The 21,231-nt window shown below is 72.5% G+C and carries 21 protein-coding genes; 12 read left to right on the top strand and 9 right to left on the bottom strand.

Annotated features, from left to right (window positions below):
* The first annotated feature begins 221 nt into the window (after positions 1–221).
* Positions 222–734, top strand: a complete 513-nt coding sequence (locus ACZ7PG_RS10405) for a YbaK/EbsC family protein (protein WP_470238764.1) — start codon at positions 222–224, stop codon at positions 732–734.
* The gene (locus tag ACZ7PG_RS10410) at positions 731–1,303 is read left to right on the top strand and encodes a GNAT family N-acetyltransferase (protein ID WP_470238765.1); all 573 of its coding nucleotides are present in this window, start codon (positions 731–733) and stop codon (positions 1,301–1,303) included. The genes ACZ7PG_RS10405 and ACZ7PG_RS10410 overlap by 4 nt, the downstream gene beginning before the upstream one ends.
* Positions 1,304–1,306: 3 nt before the next feature.
* Here ACZ7PG_RS10410 and ACZ7PG_RS10415 read toward each other — a convergent pair whose 3' ends face one another.
* The 3 genes from ACZ7PG_RS10415 to metF form a co-directional block, all read right to left on the bottom strand.
* Complete coding sequence (locus ACZ7PG_RS10415) at positions 1,307–2,179, bottom strand: DMT family transporter (RefSeq protein ID WP_470238766.1); 873 nt, start codon at positions 2,177–2,179, stop codon at positions 1,307–1,309.
* Positions 2,180–2,394: 215 nt separating this feature from the next.
* Complete coding sequence (locus ACZ7PG_RS10420) at positions 2,395–4,083, bottom strand: DUF885 domain-containing protein (RefSeq protein WP_470238767.1); 1,689 nt, start codon at positions 4,081–4,083, stop codon at positions 2,395–2,397.
* 42 nt (positions 4,084–4,125) lie between these two features.
* A complete protein-coding gene (metF, locus tag ACZ7PG_RS10425; RefSeq protein ID WP_470238768.1) occupies positions 4,126–5,010 on the bottom strand; it encodes a methylenetetrahydrofolate reductase [NAD(P)H] in 885 nt (294 codons plus the stop codon).
* Between the two features lie 49 nt (positions 5,011–5,059).
* Between metF and merB the strand changes: the two genes are divergently transcribed.
* The 5 genes from merB (at position 5,060) to ACZ7PG_RS10450 (ending at position 10,187) form a co-directional block, all read left to right on the top strand.
* Positions 5,060–5,749, top strand: a complete 690-nt coding sequence (merB, locus tag ACZ7PG_RS10430) for an organomercurial lyase (RefSeq protein ID WP_470238769.1) — start codon at positions 5,060–5,062, stop codon at positions 5,747–5,749.
* A gap of 71 nt (positions 5,750–5,820) precedes the next feature.
* Complete coding sequence (locus ACZ7PG_RS10435) at positions 5,821–6,912, top strand: polyprenyl synthetase family protein (RefSeq protein WP_470238770.1); 1,092 nt, start codon at positions 5,821–5,823, stop codon at positions 6,910–6,912.
* Position 6,913: 1 nt separating this feature from the next.
* Positions 6,914–8,386, top strand: coding sequence for a phytoene desaturase family protein (gene crtI / locus ACZ7PG_RS10440; protein ID WP_470238771.1), 1,473 nt, complete (start codon positions 6,914–6,916; stop codon positions 8,384–8,386).
* Positions 8,387–8,463: 77 nt separating this feature from the next.
* On the top strand, positions 8,464–9,411 hold the full coding sequence (locus tag ACZ7PG_RS10445) for a phytoene/squalene synthase family protein (protein WP_470238772.1): 948 nt from the start codon (positions 8,464–8,466) through the stop codon (positions 9,409–9,411).
* Positions 9,408–10,187, top strand: coding sequence for an LLM class F420-dependent oxidoreductase (locus tag ACZ7PG_RS10450; protein ID WP_470238773.1), 780 nt, complete (start codon positions 9,408–9,410; stop codon positions 10,185–10,187). The genes ACZ7PG_RS10445 and ACZ7PG_RS10450 overlap by 4 nt, the downstream gene beginning before the upstream one ends.
* A 175-nt stretch (positions 10,188–10,362) precedes the next feature.
* On the opposite strand, the gene ACZ7PG_RS10455 is transcribed toward ACZ7PG_RS10450, so the two are convergent.
* The 4 genes from ACZ7PG_RS10455 to ACZ7PG_RS10470 all read right to left on the bottom strand — a co-directional run bounded on the left by ACZ7PG_RS10455 (position 10,363) and on the right by ACZ7PG_RS10470 (position 12,373).
* Positions 10,363–10,884, bottom strand: a complete 522-nt coding sequence (locus ACZ7PG_RS10455) for a CGNR zinc finger domain-containing protein (protein WP_470239035.1) — start codon at positions 10,882–10,884, stop codon at positions 10,363–10,365.
* 360 nt (positions 10,885–11,244) lie between these two features.
* On the bottom strand, positions 11,245–11,544 hold the full coding sequence (locus ACZ7PG_RS10460; protein WP_470238774.1) for a hypothetical protein: 300 nt from the start codon (positions 11,542–11,544) through the stop codon (positions 11,245–11,247).
* 6 nt (positions 11,545–11,550) lie between these two features.
* Positions 11,551–11,889, bottom strand: a complete 339-nt coding sequence (locus ACZ7PG_RS10465; RefSeq protein WP_470238775.1) for a hypothetical protein — start codon at positions 11,887–11,889, stop codon at positions 11,551–11,553.
* A 115-nt stretch (positions 11,890–12,004) separates the two neighbouring features.
* A complete protein-coding gene (locus tag ACZ7PG_RS10470) occupies positions 12,005–12,373 on the bottom strand; it encodes an Rv2175c family DNA-binding protein (RefSeq protein WP_470238776.1) in 369 nt (122 codons plus the stop codon).
* A gap of 103 nt (positions 12,374–12,476) precedes the next feature.
* Between ACZ7PG_RS10470 and pknB the strand changes: the two genes are divergently transcribed.
* The 5 genes from pknB to ACZ7PG_RS10495 all read left to right on the top strand — a co-directional run bounded on the left by pknB (position 12,477) and on the right by ACZ7PG_RS10495 (position 18,621).
* Positions 12,477–14,507, top strand: coding sequence for a Stk1 family PASTA domain-containing Ser/Thr kinase (gene pknB, locus ACZ7PG_RS10475; RefSeq protein WP_470238777.1), 2,031 nt, complete (start codon positions 12,477–12,479; stop codon positions 14,505–14,507).
* Complete coding sequence (locus ACZ7PG_RS10480; protein ID WP_470238778.1) at positions 14,504–14,713, top strand: hypothetical protein; 210 nt, start codon at positions 14,504–14,506, stop codon at positions 14,711–14,713. Before pknB ends, ACZ7PG_RS10480 begins: the two co-directional genes overlap by 4 nt.
* Positions 14,714–14,773: 60 nt before the next feature.
* Entirely contained in the window at positions 14,774–16,267 is a 1,494-nt protein-coding gene (locus tag ACZ7PG_RS10485) for an SPFH domain-containing protein (protein WP_470238779.1), read from the top strand.
* Positions 16,268–16,422: 155 nt separating this feature from the next.
* Positions 16,423–17,124 carry a hypothetical protein gene (locus tag ACZ7PG_RS10490; protein WP_470238780.1) on the top strand — a complete coding sequence of 234 codons (702 nt, stop codon included), beginning with the start codon at positions 16,423–16,425 and terminating at the stop codon, positions 17,122–17,124.
* Positions 17,125–17,376: 252 nt separating this feature from the next.
* A complete protein-coding gene (locus ACZ7PG_RS10495; RefSeq protein WP_470239036.1) occupies positions 17,377–18,621 on the top strand; it encodes a wax ester/triacylglycerol synthase family O-acyltransferase in 1,245 nt (414 codons plus the stop codon).
* Between the two features lie 21 nt (positions 18,622–18,642).
* Here the strand turns inward: ACZ7PG_RS10495 and ACZ7PG_RS10500 are convergent, their stop codons facing one another.
* Positions 18,643–20,034, bottom strand: a complete 1,392-nt coding sequence (locus ACZ7PG_RS10500; protein WP_470238781.1) for a class II 3-deoxy-7-phosphoheptulonate synthase — start codon at positions 20,032–20,034, stop codon at positions 18,643–18,645.
* 213 nt (positions 20,035–20,247) lie between these two features.
* Positions 20,248–21,135, bottom strand: coding sequence for a trypsin-like serine peptidase (locus ACZ7PG_RS10505; RefSeq protein ID WP_470238782.1), 888 nt, complete (start codon positions 21,133–21,135; stop codon positions 20,248–20,250).
* Positions 21,136–21,231: the final 96 nt, after the last annotated feature.

Genomic DNA, 21,231 nt, shown 5'->3' on the forward strand with positions numbered 1-21,231 from the left:
ACGACCCTCCTCCTGCGCGGGGTGAGCCCGATCGAGCACCCGGCGGCGGGACGCTTCCCCCGCCCCGCCGCCGGGCACCTGACCGGTGCGCGCTCACCGATGTCGAACGTCTGTTCGAACAATTTCCAGAGTAACCCCGACCCGGTGTCCGCTCAACCCCACGGGTGGAATCCCCGGACGTGGTGCGGGACACCAGGTCGGTGGCGTGATCTCATAGGTTCATGAGTTCGCTGGACCACCCCGCCGTCGCCAAGGTGGCGGCCGCGCTGGCCGAAGCCGGGCAGCACGCCGCCGCCGAGGGCATCCGCGTGCTGCCCGCCGAGGTCCGGACCGCCGCCCAGGCGGCCGAAGCGCTCGACGTGCCCGTGGGGGCCATCGCCAACAGCCTCATCTTCCGCCTGGGGTCCGACAAAAAAGCGCTCCTCGCGCTGACCTCGGGTGCCCACCGCGCGGATCCGGCAACCCTCGAACGCCTGGCCGGGGCCGAAATCGGCAAGGCCGACGCGACTTTTGTGCGAGAGCACACAGGCCAGCCGATCGGCGGCGTCGCCCCGGCCGGGCACCCGTCGCCGCTGCCGACCCTCGTCGACACCGCCCTGCGCGCCCACGACGTCGTGTGGGCCGCCGCCGGGCACCCCAAGACCGTCTACCCCACCACCTTCGCGGAGCTGGTCGCCTTGACCGGGGGCACCCCGGGCGCGCTCAGCGGCGCGGAGGAAGATGGACAGCCGTGACCGCGATGCCCGCCGGCTGCTCCCGCTACGTCCAGCTCTCCTCGGACGAGTTCCGCGCCCGCCTGCCCGAGGCGCTGGACATCTACGTCCGGGCGATGCGCTACCCGGCCGGCACCGCCGAGCAGCGCGCGCCGATGTGGCTCACCCACGCGCTGCGTGAGGGCTGGCGCTGCATGGCCGCGCTCGACGCCGACGGCGTCCTGCTCGGCCTCGCCTACGGCTACCGCGGCCGGGCCGGGCAGTGGTGGCACGAGCAGGTGCGCCACGGCCTGAGCCGCCGCTTCGGGCCCGAAGCGGCGGAGCGCTGGCTGTCGGACTACTTCGAGCTGACCGAGATCCACGTCAAGCCGGAGAACCAGGGCCACCAGATCGGCGAGGACCTGCTGCGGAGCCTGCTGGACAGCGTGCCGAGCGCGAACGTCCTGCTGTCGACGCCCGAGGGCACGAGCCGGGCGTGGAAGCTCTACCGCCGGACCGGGTTCGTCGACGTCCTGCGCGACTACCACTTCGCCGGCGACCCGCGGCCGTTCGCGATCCTCGGGCGCGCGCTGCCCCTCGACCCGCGCTGAACCTCAGCGTCGCTCAGGCCGCCAGTACCCGATCGCCAGTGCCCCGGCCAGGACGGCGGCGCCGCACCAGGCCGTGACGCTGAGCCGTTCCCCGAGAAACGCGGCGGACAGGACCGCGGCCGTCAGCGGCTCGAGCACCGCCGACAGCGCGCCCAGGACGGGGTGCGCCGTCGCCAGGCCGCGCAGGTAGGCGGCGTAGGCGAGCGCGGTGGGCACCACGCCGAGGTAGCAGACCACCGCGAGGACGTCCGCGTGCAGCGGCAGCGCCATGCCCGTCCAGCTCGCCACGGGGGTGAGCAGGAGGCCGCCGGTCAGGCAGCCGAACGCCGTCGTGGGCAGCGGCCCCAGGCCGTCGACCGGCTTCGCGGTGAGCAGCGTCAGGGTCGCGAAGCCCGCCGCGGCGAGGAGCGCGAGGCCGAGACCGCCGAACAGGTGGGCGGGTTCGTCCGGTGACCAGCGGAGCAGCGCCAGGCCGGCGAGCGTGCCGGCGAGGGAGAGCAGCGTCCAGCGATGGGGCCGGCGCACCGCGGCGAGCGTGACGAAGACGGGTGCGGCGCCGATGGTGGTCATCGTGGCGACGCTGACCGAGCTGAGCGCGACGGCGGCGAAGTAGCTCGCCTGGAAGAGCGCGAAGAGCGCCCCGACGGCGAGAAGGCGCTTCGCTGCTTCGGCCGTACGCGGGAGAGTGCCGCCTTTCAGCAGGACGAAGAGGGTGGCGACGCCGCCGCCGACGAGCAGCCGGTACGCGGCCACGGCGAGCGGGTGGAGGCCGGCGAGCTGACCGAGCAGCGAGCCGGCGAGGCCACCGGTGCCCCAGAGGACACCGGCGAGAACGAGCGCGGCCGAGGAACGGGCGCGCGTGGGTAGTGACAGCAAAGGAAACGCTCCTGCGTCGAAGGATTCGGGAGATCGACGACGCGGGGCGGTGCGCACCAGAAATCAGCCGCGGGCACTCGAGGCCACGCGGCGAGGGACCACCCCGCTCAGACGCGGGGCGGCGGGGAGATGACGAGAATTCGGCGCACGAGGGCGAACCTAACGGCGGTGAGCGCCGTGCGGCCACCGGTTTTCCGGCGACCGCACGGCGAACCTCAGTCCAGCTGGGCCAGCTGCTCCCGCAGCGTGTCCAGCCCCATCCCGCCCATCCTCAACGCCTGCGTGTGGAACCGCTTGATGTCGAACCCCGCACCCGCGCGGCTCTGGGCCTCCGAACGGGCCGCCAGCCAGAGGCGCTCGCCGATCTTGTACGCCGGGGCCTGGCCGGGCCAGCCCAGGTACCTGTCGATCTCGTCGCGTACGTGGGCTTCGTCCGTGATCGTGCGGGTCAGCATGAACTCCAGCCCGAGCTCCGGCGTCCACCGCGAACCCTCGTGGAAGCCCGTTCCCGCCGGGATCTCCAGCTCCAGGTGCATGCCCAGGTCCACCACCACGCGCGCCGCGCGGAAGAGTTGCTCGGACAGCATTCCCAGGAGGTCTCCGTCGTCGGACAGGTAGCCCAGTTCCTCCATCAGGCGCTCCGAATACAGCGCCCAGCCCTCCGCGTGGCCCGACGTGAACGCCATCAGGCGCTGGTACTTGTTCAGCCCCTCGGACTGGTCCACCGCCGTCGCGATCTGGAGGTGGTGGCCCGGTGCTCCCTCGTGGTACACCGTGCTCGTCTCGCGCCACGTGACGAACTCCTCGCGGCCGGACGGCAGGGACCACCACATCCGGCCCGGGCGGCCGAAGTCCTCGCTCGGGCCCGTGTAGTACGCGCCGACGCCGCCGCCCGGTGGGGCGATCTTGCACTCCAGTGCCATCACGCGGTCGGAAATGTCGAAGTGCTTGCCGCGCAACGACTTCAGCGCTTCGTCGGACAGGTTCTGCATCCACGCCTCGAACTCCGCGCGGCCGCGGACGCGGTAGCGGGGGTCGGCGTCCAGGATCGCGGCGGCCTCCGTCAGGGACGCACCCGCCTTGACGCGGTTCGCGACGGCCCGCATCTCCGACTCGATCCGGGCGAACTCCGCCCAGCCCCACTCGTACGCTTCGCGCAGGTCCAGCGCCGCGCCGACGAAGTACCGCGACCACAGGCGGTAGACGTCCTCGCCGACGGCGTCCTTGACCGGGGCCTTCGGCGCCAGCTCGGCCCGCAGGAACCCGGCGAACTCCGCGAACGCCTCCTCGGCCGCCCGCGCGCCGTGCGTGAGGTCGCCCTTCAGCGCTTCACCCTGCGAAGCCGCGCCGCCGACGAGCTGGGTGAAGAACCCCTTCTCCTCCTTCAGCCCGGCCCACGTCTCGCACTGCTCCGCCACCTTCGCGACCTGACGCAGCGCCGAGACGTGCCCCGCGTCGGCCGCCGTGAGCAGGCCGTTGCGCACGTTCGCGAGGGCCTGCGGGACCTCGCCGATCCGGGCCGAGACGACCGACCAGTCCTGCTCGGTGTCGAGCGGCATCAGGTCGAACGCCATCCGCAGCTCCTGCACCGGGCTGGAGATGACGTTCAGGCTCGCGACGTCGAGGCCGGCCTCGTGGATCTCCAGCTCCAGCCCGACGCGCTCGGTGAACACGGCCTTGGCGGCGCGCTCGGCGGCGTCCCGAGGCTCGGCGGCCGTGACGCCGGCGTGCGCGCGGGCGCCGAGCCCGGCGCGTTCGGCGAACCCGTCCGCCGAGTAGTCGGTCAGCCGGCGGTCGTGACCCTTGACGCCGATGACCGTCGCGACGACCGGGTCCGCGGCCGCGTAGTCGTCGACGTAGCGGTCACAGATCTCGTGAACGCCTTCGGAAGCAGTAGAAGCCATGCGCCGCACGCTACCGGGCCACTACGGGCCCGCGGTACGGACTTAAGTGCGGGCCGGGACGAGCCCCAGCCGCGCGATGACCTCGCGCGTCGCCTTCGACCGGTTGAACGTGTAGAAGTGCAGGTTCGGCACGCCCTCGGCGATCAGCTTCTCGCACAGCTCCGTGATGACGTCGATGCCCGCCGCGCGGAACGCCTTGGGGTCGTCGGCCAGCGGCTCGAGCCGGTCGAGCAGCTTGCGGGGCGCCGGTGCGCCGGACAGCTTGATCGTCGTCTGCAGGGTCCGCAGCGTGGTCAGCGGCATGACGCCGGGCAGCACCGGGACGTCGCAGCCGGTCGCGGCGACCCGGTCGCGCAGCCGGAGGAAGTCCTCGGCGTCGTGGAACAGCTGCGCGATCGCGAAGTCCGCGCCCGCGCGCAGCTTGCGGACCAGGTACTTCGTGTCGGTCTCCAGGTCGGCCGAGCGCGGGTGGCCGTAGGTGTACGCCGACACGCCGACGCAGAAGTCGCCCAGCTCGCGCACCAGCTGCACCAGCTCTTCGGCGTAGGTCAGGCCCTCCGGGTGCGGGACCCAGTCGCCGTAGACGTCGCCCGGCGGGTCGCCGCGCAGCGCGAGGATGTTGCGGACGCCGACCGAGGCGTACCAGCCGATCACGTTCCGCAGCTCGGCGACGGTGTGGTTGACCGCGGTCAGGTGCGCCATCGGCACCAGCGTGGTCTCGGTGGCGACGCGCGCGATGCTGCGGATCGTGCCGTCGCGGCTGGAGCCGCCGGCACCGTAGGTGATCGACATGTAGGCCGGGTCGTACGGCTCGAGCTCCCGGATCGCCTTCCAGAGGACGGCCTCGTCCGCCGTGTCCCGGGGCGGGAAGAACTCGATGGAGAACTTCGGCCCTTCTCCGCGCAACCGCTCGATCACCGACGTCATACCTCGAATGTTAAGGGTCCCGGCTCTAGACTCGATACAGGAGTGAGCGATGAGGGATGACGACGCGAGCTGGGACGAGGACGTGCGCCTGGCCGTTTACCACGCCTTCGCCGACCGCGGCCGCGCGCCGAGCGGGCCGGAGCTGGCCGACGCCGCCGGCGGGTCGCTGGCCGTCGCCAAGCAGGCGCTGCACCGCCTCGCCGGCGCCCACCACCTGGTGCTCGACGAGTGCGAGCACGTCGTGCTGGCCCACCCGTTCGCGGCGAAGTCGCTCGGCTTCTCGGTGATGGGCTCGCACACGCTGTGGTGGGGCGGCTGCGCGTGGGACTCCTTCGCCATCCCCCACCTGGTCGCCGACGAGCCGGAGGTGCTCGTCGCGACCCGCTGTCCCGGCTGCGACCAGCCGCACGCCCTGGTCGTCGACCGCGCCGCGCCGCCCGCGGGCGCACAGGTGGCGCACTTCCTCGTGCCCGCCGCGCGGATGTGGGACGACGTGCTGCACACCTGCGGGCACCAGCGGCTGTTCTGCTGCGAGTCCTGTGTGGACGCCTGGCTGGCGGCGACCGGGCAGGCCAAGGGGTACGTCATGGACCTCGTCACGCTCTGGCGGCTCGCCCGCGGCTGGTACGAAGGCCGGCTCGAGCGCGGCTACCGGCGGCGCGAACCGGACAGCGCCGTCGCCTACTTCGCCGAAGCGGGCCTGACCGGCCCGTTCTGGGCCGCCACAGCCGGAGTCTGACCGGAGTCTGATTCGCCACATCCGGGTGCCCCGGCGGCCCGCGCCCCCGCCGGTTCCGCGAGGATGGCCGCATGAACACGCCCGTTTCCGACGCCGATCTGCCCGCCGACGTCGAGCGCGCGCTGGCCGGGTTCCTCGGCCGGGCGAGCGCGGAAATCGTGGCGACCGAACCGACCGTGAAGGCCGGGATCGACGCGCTGAGCGGGTTCGTGCTGACCGGGGGCAAACGCTTGCGCCCCACGTTCGCCTGGTGGGGCTGGCGCGGCGCGGGCGGCGACCCGGCGGGCCCGGACGCCGAGGGCGTGCTGCAGGCGGTGTCCAGCCTCGAGCTGATCCAGGCGTGCGCGCTGATCCACGACGACCTGATCGACTCCTCCGACTCCCGCCGCGGTTTCCCGACCGTGCACATCGCGGGCGCGAAGCTGCATGCCGACCAGGGCTGGCTCGGCTCCCCCGCGACGTTCGGCCTGGCCACCGCGGTGCTCGTCGGCGACCTGGCCCTGGCCTGGGCCGACGACATGTTCGCCGACGCCCCGCTGCCCGCCGAAACGCTCGCCGCGGCCCGCCCCGCGTGGCGCGCGATGCGCACCGAGGTGCTCGCCGGGCAGTACCTCGACGTCCGCACGCAGGCGACCGGCGACGCCTCCGTCGAGGCCGCGCTCAAGATCGACCGGCTCAAGACCGCCGCCTACACCGTCCAGCGGCCGCTGCACCTCGGCGCCGCGCTCGGCGGGGCCTCCCCCGAGCTGATCGACACGCTGCTCGAGTTCGGCGGCGAGGTCGGCATCGCGTTCCAGCTGCGTGACGACCTGCTGGGCGTGTTCGGCGACCCGTCGGTCACCGGCAAGCCCGCCGGCGACGACCTGCGCGAGGGCAAGCGCACGCTGCTCGTCGCGCTCGGCCTGCAGCTCGCCGCCGAGACGGGCGAGACGGCCGCGGCGACGGTCATCGCCGACGCGATCGGCGACGCGGACCTCTCCGACGAGGGCGTCGAGACCGTGCGGATGGCGTTGCAGCAGGTCGGCGCGGTCGACGCCGTCGAGCGGCGGATCGACGAGCTGACCACCGCGGCGATGGCCGCCCTCGAGCGCGCGCACCTGGCCGAGCCCGCGCCGGAGGCGCTGACCGGGCTGGTCGTCAAGGCCACCCAGCGGACGTACTGACGTGCGGCGGATCGACGGCCCGGCCGACCACGTCGTCGTCATCGGGGCCGGGCTGGCCGGGCTTTCCGCGACCCTGCACCTGCTCGGTGCGGGCCGCCGCGTCACGCTGCTGGAGCAGGCCGACGTCCCGGGCGGGCGCGCCGGGCAGGCGAACTTCGACGGCAACGCCGTGGACACCGGCGCGAGCGTGCTGACCATGCCCGAACTGCTCGAAGAGGCGTTCGCCGCGGTCGGCGAGCCGCTGGCCAAGAACCTTCGCCTGACCAGGCTGGACCCGGCCTACCGGGCGCGGTTCGCCGACGGCCGCGAGCTGGCGCTGCACACCGACGGCGACGCGATGGAGGCCGAGATCCGTGCCTTCGCGGGTGCTCGCGAGGCGGCGGGCTACCGGGCGCTGCGACGCTGGCTGACCGAGCTGTACGCCGTGCAGAAGGACCGGTTCCTCGCGACGAACTTCGATTCGCCGTTCGACCTGGCCCGTCCCGAGCTGGCGAAGCTCGCGGCGCTGGGCGGGTTCGGCCGGCTCGGCCCGCGCGTCGGCCGCTACCTGCTCGACGAGCGGGTCCGGCGGCTGTTCACCTTCCAGGCGCTCTACGCGGGTCTCGACCCGGCGAGCGCGATCGGCGCGTACGGCGTCATCGCCTACATGGACACCGTCGGCGGCGTCTACTACCCCGAGGGCGGGATGGGCGAGATCGGCCGGGCGATGACCGGCGCGGCGGCCCGGGCGGGCGCGGACGTGCGGTTCGGCACCGAGGCCGCGTGGCTCGAGCGGGTGAGTTCGCGGGTGCGCGCGGTCCGGACGCGCTCGGGCGAGCGGATCGCCTGCGACGCCGTCGTCCTCGCCACCGAGCTGACCGCGGCCTACCGGCTCATCGGCGCCCGGCCCCGGCGGCCGGTGCCGCTGCGGTACTCGCCGTCCGCCGTCGTCCTGCACGGCCGGACGACGCGGGCGTGGGACCTCGGGCACCACACGATCTACTTCGGCGACGCCTGGGAGCGGACGTTCGCCGAGATCATCCGCGAGGGGAAGCTCATGAGCGACCCGTCGCTGCTGGTCACGCGCCCGACGGCGACCGACCCGGGGCTCGCCGGGCGCGGCGGCGAGATCGTCTCGGTGCTCGCGCCGGCGCCGAACCTGCGTCGCGGGCCGATCGACTGGGAGCGCGTACGCGGGCCGTACCGCGAAGAGCTCCTTCGCACGCTCGAAGCGCGCGGCCTGACCGGCTTCGGCGACGACTTCACCCTCGACGAGACGATCACCCCGGCGGACTGGGCGGCGCGCGGGCTCGCGGCCGGGACGCCGTTCTCGCTGGCGCACACGTTCGCGCAGACCGGCCCGTTCCGGCCCGCGAACCTGGTGCGCGCGGCGGGCAACGTCGTGCTCGCCGGCTGCGGCACGACCCCCGGCGTCGGCATCCCGCCCGTGCTCATCTCCGGACGACTGGCAGCGGAAAGGATCACCGGCCGGTGAACGACTTTGCCGATAGTTCCCGATCCGACCGGCAGTCACGGCGGAAACCCTCGCCTCATGCGGATCGACTGCGGGCCGTGTCCGCCTGCTTTCGGCCGAATCGGGAACTGGACGCCGCGGGCATCGCCGACCCGGACCTGCGGGCCGCGTACACGGAGTGCCGCCGCATCAACGCCCACCACGGGCGCACGTTCTTCCTGGCCACCCGGCTGCTGCCGGCGCGGGCCCGGCCGGCCGCGCACACGCTCTACGGGTTCGCGCGGATGGCCGACGAACTGGTCGACAACCCCGAGCCGGGCAGCGATCCGGCGGTGGCCCTCGACCGGGTGGCCGCGCTCGTCGACGTCGTCTTCGACGGCGGGACCCCGGCCGACCCGGTGCTCGCGGCGCTGGCCGACACGGTGCGCCGGTACGGCATCGAGCGCGGCCTGTTCGACGCGTTCCTGAAGTCGATGCGGATGGATCTCAAGCCGGTCGAGTACCGGACGTTCGCCGAGCTGGGCGAGTACATGTACGGCTCGGCCGCGGTGATCGGGCTGCAGATGCTGCCGGTGTTCGGCACGGTCGGCGCTCTGGCGGACGCCGCCCCGGGCGCGATCGCGCTGGGCGAGGCGTTCCAGCTGACGAACTTCCTGCGCGACGTCGGCGAGGACCTCGATCGTGGCCGGCTGTACCTGCCGACTTCGGAGCTGGCGGCGTTCGGCGTCTCGCGATCGTTGCTGGAGCAGCGGCGGCCCGACCCGCGGATCCGGGCGGCGCTGGCGTACTTCGTCTCGCGGACGCGGGCGGTGTACCGGCGGGCCGAAGCGGGGGTTCCGTTGCTGCGTCCCGAATCGCGGGCGTGCGTGCGGACGGCGTTGACGCTGTACGAAGGCATCCTGGACGAGATCGCGGCCCTGGACTACGACATCCTGACGCGGCGCGCGGTGGTGCCGAAGTCCCGCAGGCTGGTAGTCGCGCTACCACCCTTGGCCACGGTTTGGGCGCGCGAGACGTTCCGGGGCGGTCGTAGGCTGCGTTCATGACCGAACGACGCATCCGGATCGGGCTGCAGCTCCAGCCGCAGCACGCCGACTACGACACCATCCGGCGCACCGCCTCGGCCGCCGAGGACCTCGGCGCCGACATCGTCTTCAACTGGGACCACTTCTACCCGCTGTACGGCGATCCCGAGGGCAAGCACTTCGAGTGCTGGACCATGCTCGGCGCGTGGGCGGAGTCGACGTCGCGCGTGGAGATCGGCGCGCTGGTGACCTGCAACAGCTACCGCAACCCCGAGCTGCTGGCCGACATGGCCCGCACGGTCGACCACATCTCCGGCGGCCGGCTCATCCTCGGCATCGGCTCCGGCTGGTTCGAGAAGGACTACGACGAGTACGGCTACGAGTTCGGCACCGCCGGCGGCCGCTTGGACAACCTGGCGGAGTCGCTCCCCCGCATCGAGGCCCGCTTCGGCAAGCTGAACCCGCCGCCGACCCGCAAGATCCCGGTGCTCATCGGCGGGGGCGGCGAGAAGAAGACCCTCAAGCTGGTCGCGAAGCACGGAGATATCTGGCACGGCTTCGGCGACCCGGAGGTCGTCGAGCGCAAGGTGAAGATCCTCGACCAGCACTGCGCGGACGTCGGCCGCGACCCGGCCGAGATCGAGCGTTCGTGCGGCGTCCAGGGCGAGCCGGACGAGCTGGGCCCGAAGCTGCTGAGCCTGGGCGTCACGACGTTCACGGTCGGCGTGGGCGGCCCGGACTACGACCTGGGCGCCCTCAAGTCCTGGATCGCCTGGCGCGACAAGAACAACGGCTGAGTTTCGAAAGGCCCGCCCCGGGGTTGCCGGGGCGGGCTTTCAGCCACAGCTGAGCAGGCCGCCGCCTCCGAAGACTGCCCCGCGGACTCCGACGCGCTGCTCTCATAGGCCTGCTCCCTCGCGTTCGCGAAGGCGGCCCGTCTCCCTGCTCGACAGGCCTGACGACCTCAGCGCGTCACGTTCGGCCCGCCCGGTGCGCGGCGACGCGTTCGCGGGTCGCGCACCGGGGTGAGCAGTACCTCCGGGGGCTTCCGCCGCCCGTGTGGGCGAACGGCTTGCCGCACGACGGTGACGCGCACAGTCCTCCCGGGACGTCCTGGCGCTCGGCCAGCAGCGCTGCCAGCCCCAGTGCCGACGACGTCACCAGCCACGCTCCCCACGGGCCGTCATCCGCCGCGTCCGCGTGCAGGTGCCAGCCGTAGCCCTCTTCGTGGTCCGTCAGCCTCGGTGGACCTGCGTACGCCGCGAAGAGACCGTTGAGCACCGAAGCCGCCGAAGCCACGTCGGGCGCCGCGAACACCTCGCGGAGCGAAACCGCCGCCGTGCGCAGTTCCGCCAGATCCGACGGCGACAGCTGAATCTCCGGCTCCCCGTGCGCACGCAAGACACCAGCGACCGCGGCCGAGTCGCCGTCGAAGAGCAGCACGCCCAGCAGGTCGACCGCGCGCTGCACGGAATCGCGGTGCGGAAAAGCCATACCCCACTGTAACGTCTTGCTCATGATAAGGCGTTACCTGGTCGGGGCGACGCTGGCGCGGACCGGCGACGAGCTGTCCGGCCCCGCCCTCCTCCTGCTCGGACTGACCGCCAGTCCGCACGCCGGCGCCGCGCTGCTCGCCGGTCTGACCGCGGCCGCCGCCGTGGGCGGGCCCGTGTTCGGGGCCTTCCTCGACCGCTCCCCCACCCCGGGACGGCTGCTGGCCATCGCCCTGGCCGGGTACGCCGGTGGGATCGCCGTCATCACCGCCCTCTTCGGGCACCTGCCCCTCGGCACCCTCGTCGCCGGAGCGGTCGTGACCGGCCTGCTCAACCCGGCCATCGCCGGCGGCTGGACCGCTCAGCTGCCCTCGGTCGCCCGACCGGGGATCCAGCGGGCCAGCCGGCTCGACGCGCTGACGTTCACCGCCGCCGCCCTGGCCGGTCCCGGGCTCGCCGGACTGCTCGGCGGGCCGCTCGGGCTCGGGGTGGCCGTCGTCCTGGTCGCCGCCGCGAGCCCGGTCGCGTGGTCACTTCCCGGGAAACGGCCCGCCGCCGCGAGCCGGCTCAAGGACGGCTTCACGGTTCTCGTGCGCAACGCCCCGCTGAGGCGGGCGACCCGCGCGTCGGCGATCTCCTGCGCGGGCATCGGAATGGTCACCGTCTGTTACCCGCTGCTGGGCGCGGCCCACCTCCGCGGCCCGGCCGACGGTGCCCTCCTGCTGACCGTCCTGGCGACCACGTCCCTGCTGGCCAACGCGGTCTTCGCGAAGTACCCGCTGCCGTGGTCCCCGGACCGGACGGTCTGGCTGAGCACGCTCGTCCTGGGCGCGAGCGCCACCCTGGCCGCGTTCGCGACCGACGCGAAGACGCTGGTCGCGGCGGCCGCGATCGCCGGGTTCGCCGAAGGACCGCAGCTCACGGCGTTGTTCGCGATCCGCCACCGGGAAGCGCCGGAGCACGTCCGGGCGCAGGTGTTCACGACCGCGGCCAGCGTGAAGATCACCGGTCTCGCGGCCGGGGCGGCCGCCGCCGGGCCGCTCGCGACCTGGTCGCTGCCGGCGTGCTTGAGCGTCGCCGCGGCCGTTCAGCTCACCGCTGCTGCCAGCTGTCTGCGCAGGTCAGAAGGCCATCGCTTGCGCGCGCCGCTTCACCTCGGTGCCGTGGCTGGTGCGCAGGGCGTTGACCGGCGTCTTGCCCGGCAGGGACTCGTCGGTCTCGAAGAGCCACCGGAGCATCTCGGTCCGGGAGAACCCGGAGTCGGCCAGCACCGTGATCGTCCCGGCCAGGCCCTTCACGATCCCGTCCTTGACGAAGAAAGCGCCGGGAACGCACAGGTCACCGTCACGCCTGACGGCGATCAGCTGCCCGTCTCGCAGCATCTGGCGGACCTTGTTGGCCGACGTCCCGAGTACTTTCGCGACCTCTCCCACCGGGAGGACCGCGATGGCGGTGTCGAGGACGTCGTCGGCGACAGGAATCCCACTCACACGTGACACTCTGCCACATTCCGCACTCACGCCCGTTAGTGCGCATGGGTGACCCGTGAGGTCTCCTCCACCAACCGTGTGCGGTTCCGTACGATCCATACTCGTGACTCGCACCCAACCCAGCTTGGTCGGCACGCTCCTCGAGCGGCGCTACCGGGTGGACCGGCTGCTCGCGCACGGGGGGATGTCCTCCGTCTACCGGGGGACCGACACCCGGCTGGACCGTCCGGTCGCGATCAAGATCATGGACCCGCGGTTCGCCGACGACCGGTCGTTCGTCGACCGGTTCGTGCGGGAGGCGCAGTCGGCGGCCCAGCTGCACCACCCGCACGTGGTGGCGGTGCACGACCAGGGCTTCGACCTGCCCCAGGGCGCCGAGTCCGGGCTCGCGTTCCTGGTGATGGAGCTGGTCGACGGCGGGACGCTGCGCGACCTGCTGGAGGACAAGGGCCCCCTGGACATCGCGCTGGCGCTGAGCGTGGCCGAGCCGGTGCTCTCGGCGCTGGCCGCCGCGCACCGGGCGGGACTGGTGCACCGGGACGTCAAGCCGGAGAACGTGCTGATCGGCCGTTCCGGGCCGCACACCGGCGGCGTCGTGAAGGTCGCCGACTTCGGGCTCGTGCGGGCCGTGGCGAGCGCGGGCACGACGAGCTCCAGCGTCATCCTGGGCACGGTCGCCTACCTGTCGCCGGAGCAGGTCGAGACGGGCGCGGCGTCCTCGCAGGGCGACGTCTACTCGGCCGGCATCCTGCTCTACGAAATGCTCACCGGGCAGGTTCCCTACACCGGCGACACCGCGATCTCGGTGGCGTACCGGCACGTGAACGACGACGTCCCGCGCCCGAGCGAGCTGCGCCCCGACCTGCCGCCCGCGCTGGACGAGCTGATCATGCGCGCGACCCGGCGGGCCCCGGCGCTGCGCCCCGCCGACGCCGGGGAGTTCCTGACCGAGCTGACCGCCGTGCGCGCGCAGCTGGGCCTGCTGCCGGTGACCGTGCCCGTCCCGGTCTCCCACGGCCAGGGCGACCTCGCCGACACCGAGCGCACGCTGCCGCGGATCCCGCAGGTGCCGGACACCGAGAAGACGATGCCGGTGAGCCGCCCGAACGCGACCCAGGCGCTGAGCCACCCCGGCACCCCTCCCCCGGGCTTCACCCAGCAGCTCCCGCCCGCGCGGCCGCCGTCGGCGCGGCGCCGCGGCGAGCCGGAGCCGGAGAAGCCGCGGGACAACCGGAAGCGGATCGCCATCATCGCCGGCGCGGTGCTGCTGTTCGGCGGGCTGATCACGGCGTTCATCTTCATGCTCACCGACACCGGCGGGGACAAGACCGCGACCGTCCCGAAGCTCGTCGGGCTGAACCAGGCCGCGGCGGGTGACGCGCTGCGGGCGGTGAAGCTGAACCCGCAGTTCAGCCAGGAGTACGACAACTCGGTCCCGTCGAACACCGTGCTGCGGGCCGAGCCCGCGGAGGGCACGCCGCTGCAGCCGAACTCGCAGGTGTCGGTCGTGCTGTCCAAGGGCCGCCCGGCGGTGCCGGACATCCGGCCGGGCACCGCGCTGGCCGACGCCGAGCAGGCGATCAAGACCGCGCAGCTGACCCCGACCCGCGGCGCCGACGACTTCGACGCCGACGTCCCGCAGGGCGCGGTCATCCGCACCACGCCGGGCGCGGGCAGCCAGCTGAACATCGGCGGCCAGGTCACGATCATCGTGTCGAAGGGCCCGATCCCGCTGCCGCCGGTCCCGGACGTCACCGGCCGGAGCAAGGACGAGGCGTTCCAGCTGCTGCAGCAGGCCGGCTTCGAGCCGTTCCAGGCGGGCGAGGAGTTCAAGCAGGACGTCGCGGGTGGCGCCGTCACCCGCACCGACCCGCCGGCCAACGCGCAGGCCAGGGAAAAGCGGATCGGCGTCTTCGTCAACAACGCCGTCCAGGTGCCGGACGTGCGGTTCCGCTCGTTCGACGACGCCCAGAAGATCCTCGAGCAGGCCGGGCTGAAGGCCGACCGCGACGGCAAGGGCGGCGGCCGGGGCGGGGGCGGCGGCGGGTTCGACTTCGTCTTCCAGCAGGACCCGCAGCCGGGCACGTTCGTGCAGAAGGGCAGCAAGGTCAAGCTGAAGGGCTTCGGGGGATGATCGGCAGCCGAGGCCGCGTGACCGGCACGATCGGCCCCGGCCTCATCGGCGAGGTGCTCCTGAACGTCCGGGGCGGCACCGAGGCGTTCTACGCCTACCCGATCGACCCCGAAGCGACCTTCACGTCCGGCACGCAGGTGCTCGTCGTGGACTTCGAACCTCCCCGCACGGTTTATGTCGAACGGTGGCAACCGCTGAGCGTCTAGCGGCGTCGTAGGGCTACCAACCGACTGCAACAACTGAAAACCGAGGGGTGTGGGAGGCCAATGAACATCCTGCTGATCGTCGGCATCGCCGTCGTGGGCGTGATCGTGATCTTCGGGCTGCTGCGGATCCTGTACAAGGTCGCGGAGCCGAACGAGGCGCTGATCGTGTCCGGCTGGGGGATCCGGGTCGAACGCAGCGAGACCGCGGACAGCCTGGGCTTCAAGATCATCACCGGCCGCGGCGTGAACGTCATCCCCGGCTTCCAGACCGCCCGGCGGCTGTCCCTGGACACCCGCGGCGTCAACCTGCAGGTCTCGTGCGTGACCCGGCAGGGGCTGCCGGTCACCGTGCGCGCCGTGGTGATCTACAAGGTCGGTGACGACTTCTCGTCGATCGCCAACGCCGCCCGCCGATTCCTGGACCAGCAGAAGGGCATGAACGACACCATCCACGAGCTCTTCTCCGGGCACCTGCGCTCGATCGTGGGCGGGCTGACGATCGAAGAGATGATCCACAACCGGGACGCGCTCACCGGCGAGGTGCGCCAGTCCTCGGCCACGGAGATGATCAAGCTCGGGCTGATCGTGGACTCCCTGCAGATCCAGGAGATCGACGACGAGTCCGGCTACATCCTGAACCTGGGGAAGCCGCACGCGGCCGCGATCGCCGCGTCCGCCCGCATCGCCGAGGCCGAGCGCGACCAGGAGGCCACCGAGGCCGAGCAGGTCGCGGCCGCCAAGCGCGCGGCGGCCATGCGCGAAAGCCAGATCAAGCAGGCCGGCTACCAGGCCGAGGTCGACCAGGCCAAGGCGAAGGCGAGCCAGTCCGGCCCGCTGGCCGAGGCGACGGCGCGGCAGGAGGTCGTCGTCCAGGAGACGCGGGCCGCCGAGCTCGAAGCGGCGCTGGCCGAGCAGCGGCTGCAGTCGCAGGTCCGCAAGCCCGCGGACGCGAAGGCGTACGACACGCGGACGTCGGCCGACGCCGCCCGTGACGCTTCGATCGCCAAGGCCCAGGCCGAGGCGAAGGAGACCGAGCTGCGGGCCGCGGCGGACGCGACCCGCGTGAAGACCGCGGCCGAGGCCGAGGCGCAGGCCACGAAGGCGCGGGCCGAGGCGATGGCGGGCGCGACCCGGGCGACCGGTGAGGCCGAGGCCGCCGCGGCCAAGGCCCGCGGTCTGGCCGAGGCGGAAGCGGCCAAGGCGAAGGGTCTCGCCGAAGCCGAGTCGGCCCGGGCGAAGGGCCTGGCCGAGGCGGACGCCATCAAGGCGCGGGCCGCGGCGCTGGCCGAGAACCAGGAAGCGGTCGTCGCGCAGCAGCTGGCCGAGCGCTGGCCGGAGATCGTCGAGGCGGGCGCCGGCGCGTTCGGCAACATCGACCACATGGTCGTCCTCAACGGCGCCGAGGGCATGTCCGACATGTTCGCCAAGGCGCTGTCGCTCGGCGGCACCGGCCTCGGCCTGGCCCGCCAGCTGATGGACTCCATGGGCAAGCCGGCCGACAAGGAACTCGAGAAGCAGGCCCAGGCGAACGGCGAGCTGAAGCTGACCGACTAGGCACTGGTTCAGCGACCGGTGCGTCACGCTGCGTGCGGCCCTTGTGTCCCGGATCACGGGAGGCAAGGGCCGTACGCCCGTTCGGGGGCGGAAATTCCCGGGCGGTTGTCCTACCGTTGGCGCATGGTGCCGGACAGCGGGTCGCGGGCCGCCCGATGAGCTTCTTCACCGGCGGCCCCCGCGAGCGTCCCCTGTTCCCCGTCCCGGAGCAGGAGCTCTACGCGTTCAACGGCCGGCACTGGACCGATCCCCCGCGCGAGTACATCGTCCCGGCCGTGCTGCCGCTGGCGCAGCCGCTGGGCCGCTCCGAGCGCACGGTGGTCGCGCTGCGGTCCGTCGAGGTGTGGCCGGAGGCGCTGACGCTGCGCATCACGGTGTTCTCCCGGGACAGCCTGGTCGACGACCCCGCCGATGGCCTGATCGACCACCGGCGCAAGCCCGACTACAACGGGCTGCTCATCGGCGTGCTCTACGCCGACGGCAGCCGGGCGAGCTCCGAGACGATCTCGGTGCCGTCCGCGTCCGAGCCCGAGGACCCGGTGCTGCGGGCGCAGCCCGTCGGCGGCACGCGCTTCGCCGTCGAGCACGAAGTGTTCCTGTGGCCGCTGCCGCCGGCCGGCCCGCTGAAGCTGGTCGTGCAGTGGACGGACCGCGAGATCCCCGAGACGCGCACGACGCTCGACGGCGGCGCGATCCGGGCCGCGGCGAAGGACGCCGCGGAAATCTGGCCGGGGCTGCACAAGCGGCAGGTGAACGGCCTGCCGGTGCGCCGCGTCGGCAAGCAGGTGGCGCTCACCCCCGAATGGGGGACCCCGGTGGTGCGGGCGGAAGAACCCGGGTCCACCCCCGCGGAGTAGCGCGTTTCCTGATCTGTGACCCCGCGCACCGGCGCCCGGGGTATCTCGAATGGATGAACCGGGTGGGTCGTTAGCGTCGTGGAAACACTTCGACCACCCGGCCGTCATGTCGGGCTGGTGGAGTGGGTCTCCTCCCCTTCCGACGCACGTGGCCGTGCACACCCCGCGAACCCGGAAAGGTCGCCCATGGCAGGCTCTCCGCTCAGCGCCCTCGACGTCGCTTTCCTTTGCCTGGAAAGCGAAACCTCCCCGATGCACATGGGAGCGGTGGTCACCTTCACCGCTCGCGGCCCGGTGGACCCCGCCGCGCTGACCGCGGTGCTGGCCGAACGCGCCGCCCGGCTGCCGAAGCTGCGCCAGCGGGCCCGCGCCGAGCTGTTCCCGCCGGGCTCGGCCAGCTGGGCCGAAGCCCCGGGATTCGCTGCCGCGGACCACATCCACCACGCCACCCTGAGCTCGCTGTACGAACCGGACCCCCTCGCGGCGTACGCGTCGCGGTGGATCGCCGAGCCGCTCGACACGTCCCGGCCGCTGTGGGACCTCACCCTGGTCACCGGACTGCCGGACGGGAAGTTCGCACTGCTGCTGAAACTGCACCACGCGCTCACCGACGGCGCCGGCGCGTACGCGGTCGCGGCCGGCCTGCTCGACGGCGTCGAGCTGCCGGAGCGCATCCCCGCTCAGCGGACCCCGGCCCGGCGGTCCACTTTGGACACGATGAAGGACGCGCTCGGCACCGCGTGGGACCAGGCGAACGAGGCCGCCGGCATCGCGTCGTCGGTGGTGCGGGCCACCCGGCCGACGCTGTCCCCGGTGTCGGCGCCCGCGTCCGCCGAGCGGCGGCTCGGGTTCGTGCGGCTGCCGCTGGCGGAGCTGCGCCAGGTGCGCAAGGCCCACGGCGGCACGACCAACGACGTCGTGCTGGCGGTGCTTTCCGGCGCACTGCGCGAATGGCTGGTGAACCGCGGCCACCGCGCCGACGGCCGCACGCTGCGCGCGCTGATCCCGGTGAGCGTCCGCGGCCGGGCGGGTGACGAGCTCGGCGGCAACAAGCTTTCGGGGTACCTCTGCGACCTGCCGGTCGGCGAGGACGACCCGGCCGAGCGGCTGCGCGTGGTCCGCCGGGAGATGGCCCGCAACAAGGCGGCGGGCCCGAGCCGCGGCGCGGGTGCGCTGCCGCTGCTGGCCGGCCGCGTCCCGCCGCTGCTGCACCGGCTGGGCGCCCGCACCGCGGGCCAGGCGGCCCCGCTGCTGTTCGACCTGGTGATCACGACGGTCCCGGTCCCGCCGGCCCGCCTGTCGATCGACGGCGCCCGGCTTTCGGAGGTTTACCCGTTCGTGCCGCTGGCCCCGCGTCACGCGGTCGGCATCGCGGTCGCGACCTATCGCGATTCCGTCCACATCGGACTGCAAGTGAACGGCGAAGCGGTGCCGGACGTCGGTTCGCTGCGGGACGCGGTGCTGAAATCGACAGCCCGCCTGCTCGACGCCTCCTGACGCCGAGCAAGCGGGCGGGCGTCAGCCGCGGAGCATCTCCGCGACCAGGAACGCCAGCTCCAGGGACTGCTGGGTGTTCAGGCGCGGGTCGCAGGCCGTCTCGTAGCGGCCGGACAGGTCGACGTCCGAGATCTCCTGGGCGCCGCCCAGGCACTCCGTGACGTCCTCGCCCGTCAGCTCCACGTGGATGCCGCCCGGGTAGGTGCCCAGCTGGTTGTGGACCTCGAAGAAGCCCTGGACCTCGTCGACGATCCGGTCGAAGTGGCGGGTCTTGTAGCCGGTGGACGACTCGTGCGTGTTGCCGTGCATCGGGTCGCACTGCCAGATGACCTTGTGCCCGGACGCCTCGACCCGCTCGACGATGCCCGGCAGCACCTCGCGGACGTTGCCGTTGCCCATCCGCGCGATCAGCGTCAGCCGGCCCGGCTCGAAGCGCGGGTCGAGCCGCTCGACGTACTCGACGGCCTGGTCGGGCGTGGTCGTCGGGCCGATCTTCAACCCGATCGGGTTGGCCAGCAGCTCGGCGAACGCGATGTGCGCGCCGTCCAGCTGGCGGGTCCGCTCGCCGATCCAGAGGAAGTGCGACGACAGGTTGTACAGCTTCGGGTTCGCCGCGTCGGCGTTGTCCAGGCGCAGCATCGAACGCTCGTAGTCGAGCAGGAGCGCTTCGTGGCTGGCGAAGATCTCGGTGGACTGCAGCGACGTGTCGGTGACGCCGCACGCCGACATGAACCGCAGGCCGCGGTCGATCTCGTTGGCCAGCGCCTCGAAGCGCTGCGCCGCCGGCGACGCCGAGACGAAGTCCTTGTTCCAGTCGTGCACCTGGTGCAGGTCGGCCATGCCGGCGCCGGTGAGGGCGCGGACCAGGTTCATCGCCGCGCCCGCGTTCGCGTAGGCGCGGATCATCCGGCCGGGGTCCGGCACGCGCAACTCGGGCTTCGGGACGAGCGAGTTGATGATGTCGCCGCGGTACACCGGCAGGCCCAGCGCGTCCGTCGCGGCCGAGCGCGGCTTCGCGTACTGGCCGGCGATGCGCCCGACCTTGACCACCGGCAGGCTGGCGCCGTAGGTCAGCACGACGGCCATCTGCAGCAGCGTGCGCAGGTTGGCGCGGATGTGCGGCTCGGTGTTGGACTCGAACGTCTCCGCGCAGTCACCGCCCTGCAGGAGGAAGGCCTCGCCGCGGGCGACCATCGCGAGCCGGCCCTTGAGGCGGTCGATCTCCGCCGGGACGGTGATCGGCGGCACGCTCTCCAGGACACCCCGGACGCGGTTGGTCAGCTCGGGATCCGGCCACTCCGGCTGCTGCGCGGCCGGGAGGGCGAGTGCCTTGTCGAGCCGGGCCCGGAGCTCGGGCGGGAGCGGCGGCAGTTCGGGCAGTGTGTCGACGGGGACGTCCACAGTCCAGTTCACGAACACCAGGATAAGGTTCCCGCCCCACTCCGCTTCGCCCGGTTCGCCCCGGAGCTGGCAGACCACTAGAAGTGGCGAAGCGGGAAACCCCCGGTTTTCCCCGCCGAGCTGGGAACTCGTGCCCGGCGGGCCGGGCACGAGTCCGCACGGCGGGAGAACCCGCCCCGGTTCAGCGGGGACGGCCGGACGCGAACGCGGACGGCCCAGGGGACGTCAGCCGGCTTGCGCGCGGTTGTAGAGGTTCTGGGCGTCCGTGCCGAAGTACGGCCCGAACATGTAGCCGGGCAGGAACGTGTACCCGAAGCTGTTCACCGAGGCCTGGATACCGGTGCCGGTGCCCTCGGCGAACGACAGGAACCACGGCCCGCCGCTCGAACCGCCCGTCATGTTGCACTTCATGCCGTGGTCCTTGGTCAGCAGGAAGTCGGTGAACGTGCTGCCGCTGCAGTAGATCAGCTTCGTGCCGTCGTAGGGCGCCGCGGCCGGGTAGCCGAACGTGTACATGCTCTGGTTCTTCGGCTGGTTGAAGGCGATCCCCTGCGCGCCGACGACGTCCGTCAGCCGCTGGCCGTTGAGGGGGTTCACCACGGCCATGCCGACGTCGTAGTTCATGTCCTCACTGGCCTCCCACTGCGGGGTGGTCAGCGTGGTCTTGGCCGCCCACTGGCCGTAGGGCGCGGTGCCGTTGTCGTACCCCGGGACGAAGGTCCACTGCGTGTGCCACGTGCCCTGGTACTTGACGCAGTGGCCGGCCGTGACGACGACGCTGCCGTTGGTGCTCGTGACGGCGTCGCCGGAGCAGGAGGCGTTCTGTCCGTTGAAGACGAAGAACACGCGCCCGGCGGTGTGCGTGACCTGGCCGCCGCCGGTCCAGGCGCCGCCGCCGTTGGGGATGCTCTGGATGATCGCGCTTCGCCCGCGCTCGACGTCCTTCGGTGTGAAGGCGGGGGCTTTGACGAGGTTGTCCATCGGGATGGCCGCCCGCATCGCATCGGGCGTCCAGAAGGGTTTCGGCGCGGCCTGGGCGGGCATGCCGACCAGGGCGAACGCGAGGGAGAGGACCGCGGTGACGACCGCTGCCCGGAACGAAGTGTGCTTCAAGACGCCCCACCTTCCGCGAAAGTGAATTGTCGCAAAACCGGCACAACTACTCGAAAGTAGTTGTCCGTGTACACAGAGCACAGCCACCGTTCGGCG

It is taken from the genome of Amycolatopsis sp. NPDC114504, from assembly GCF_055633595.1.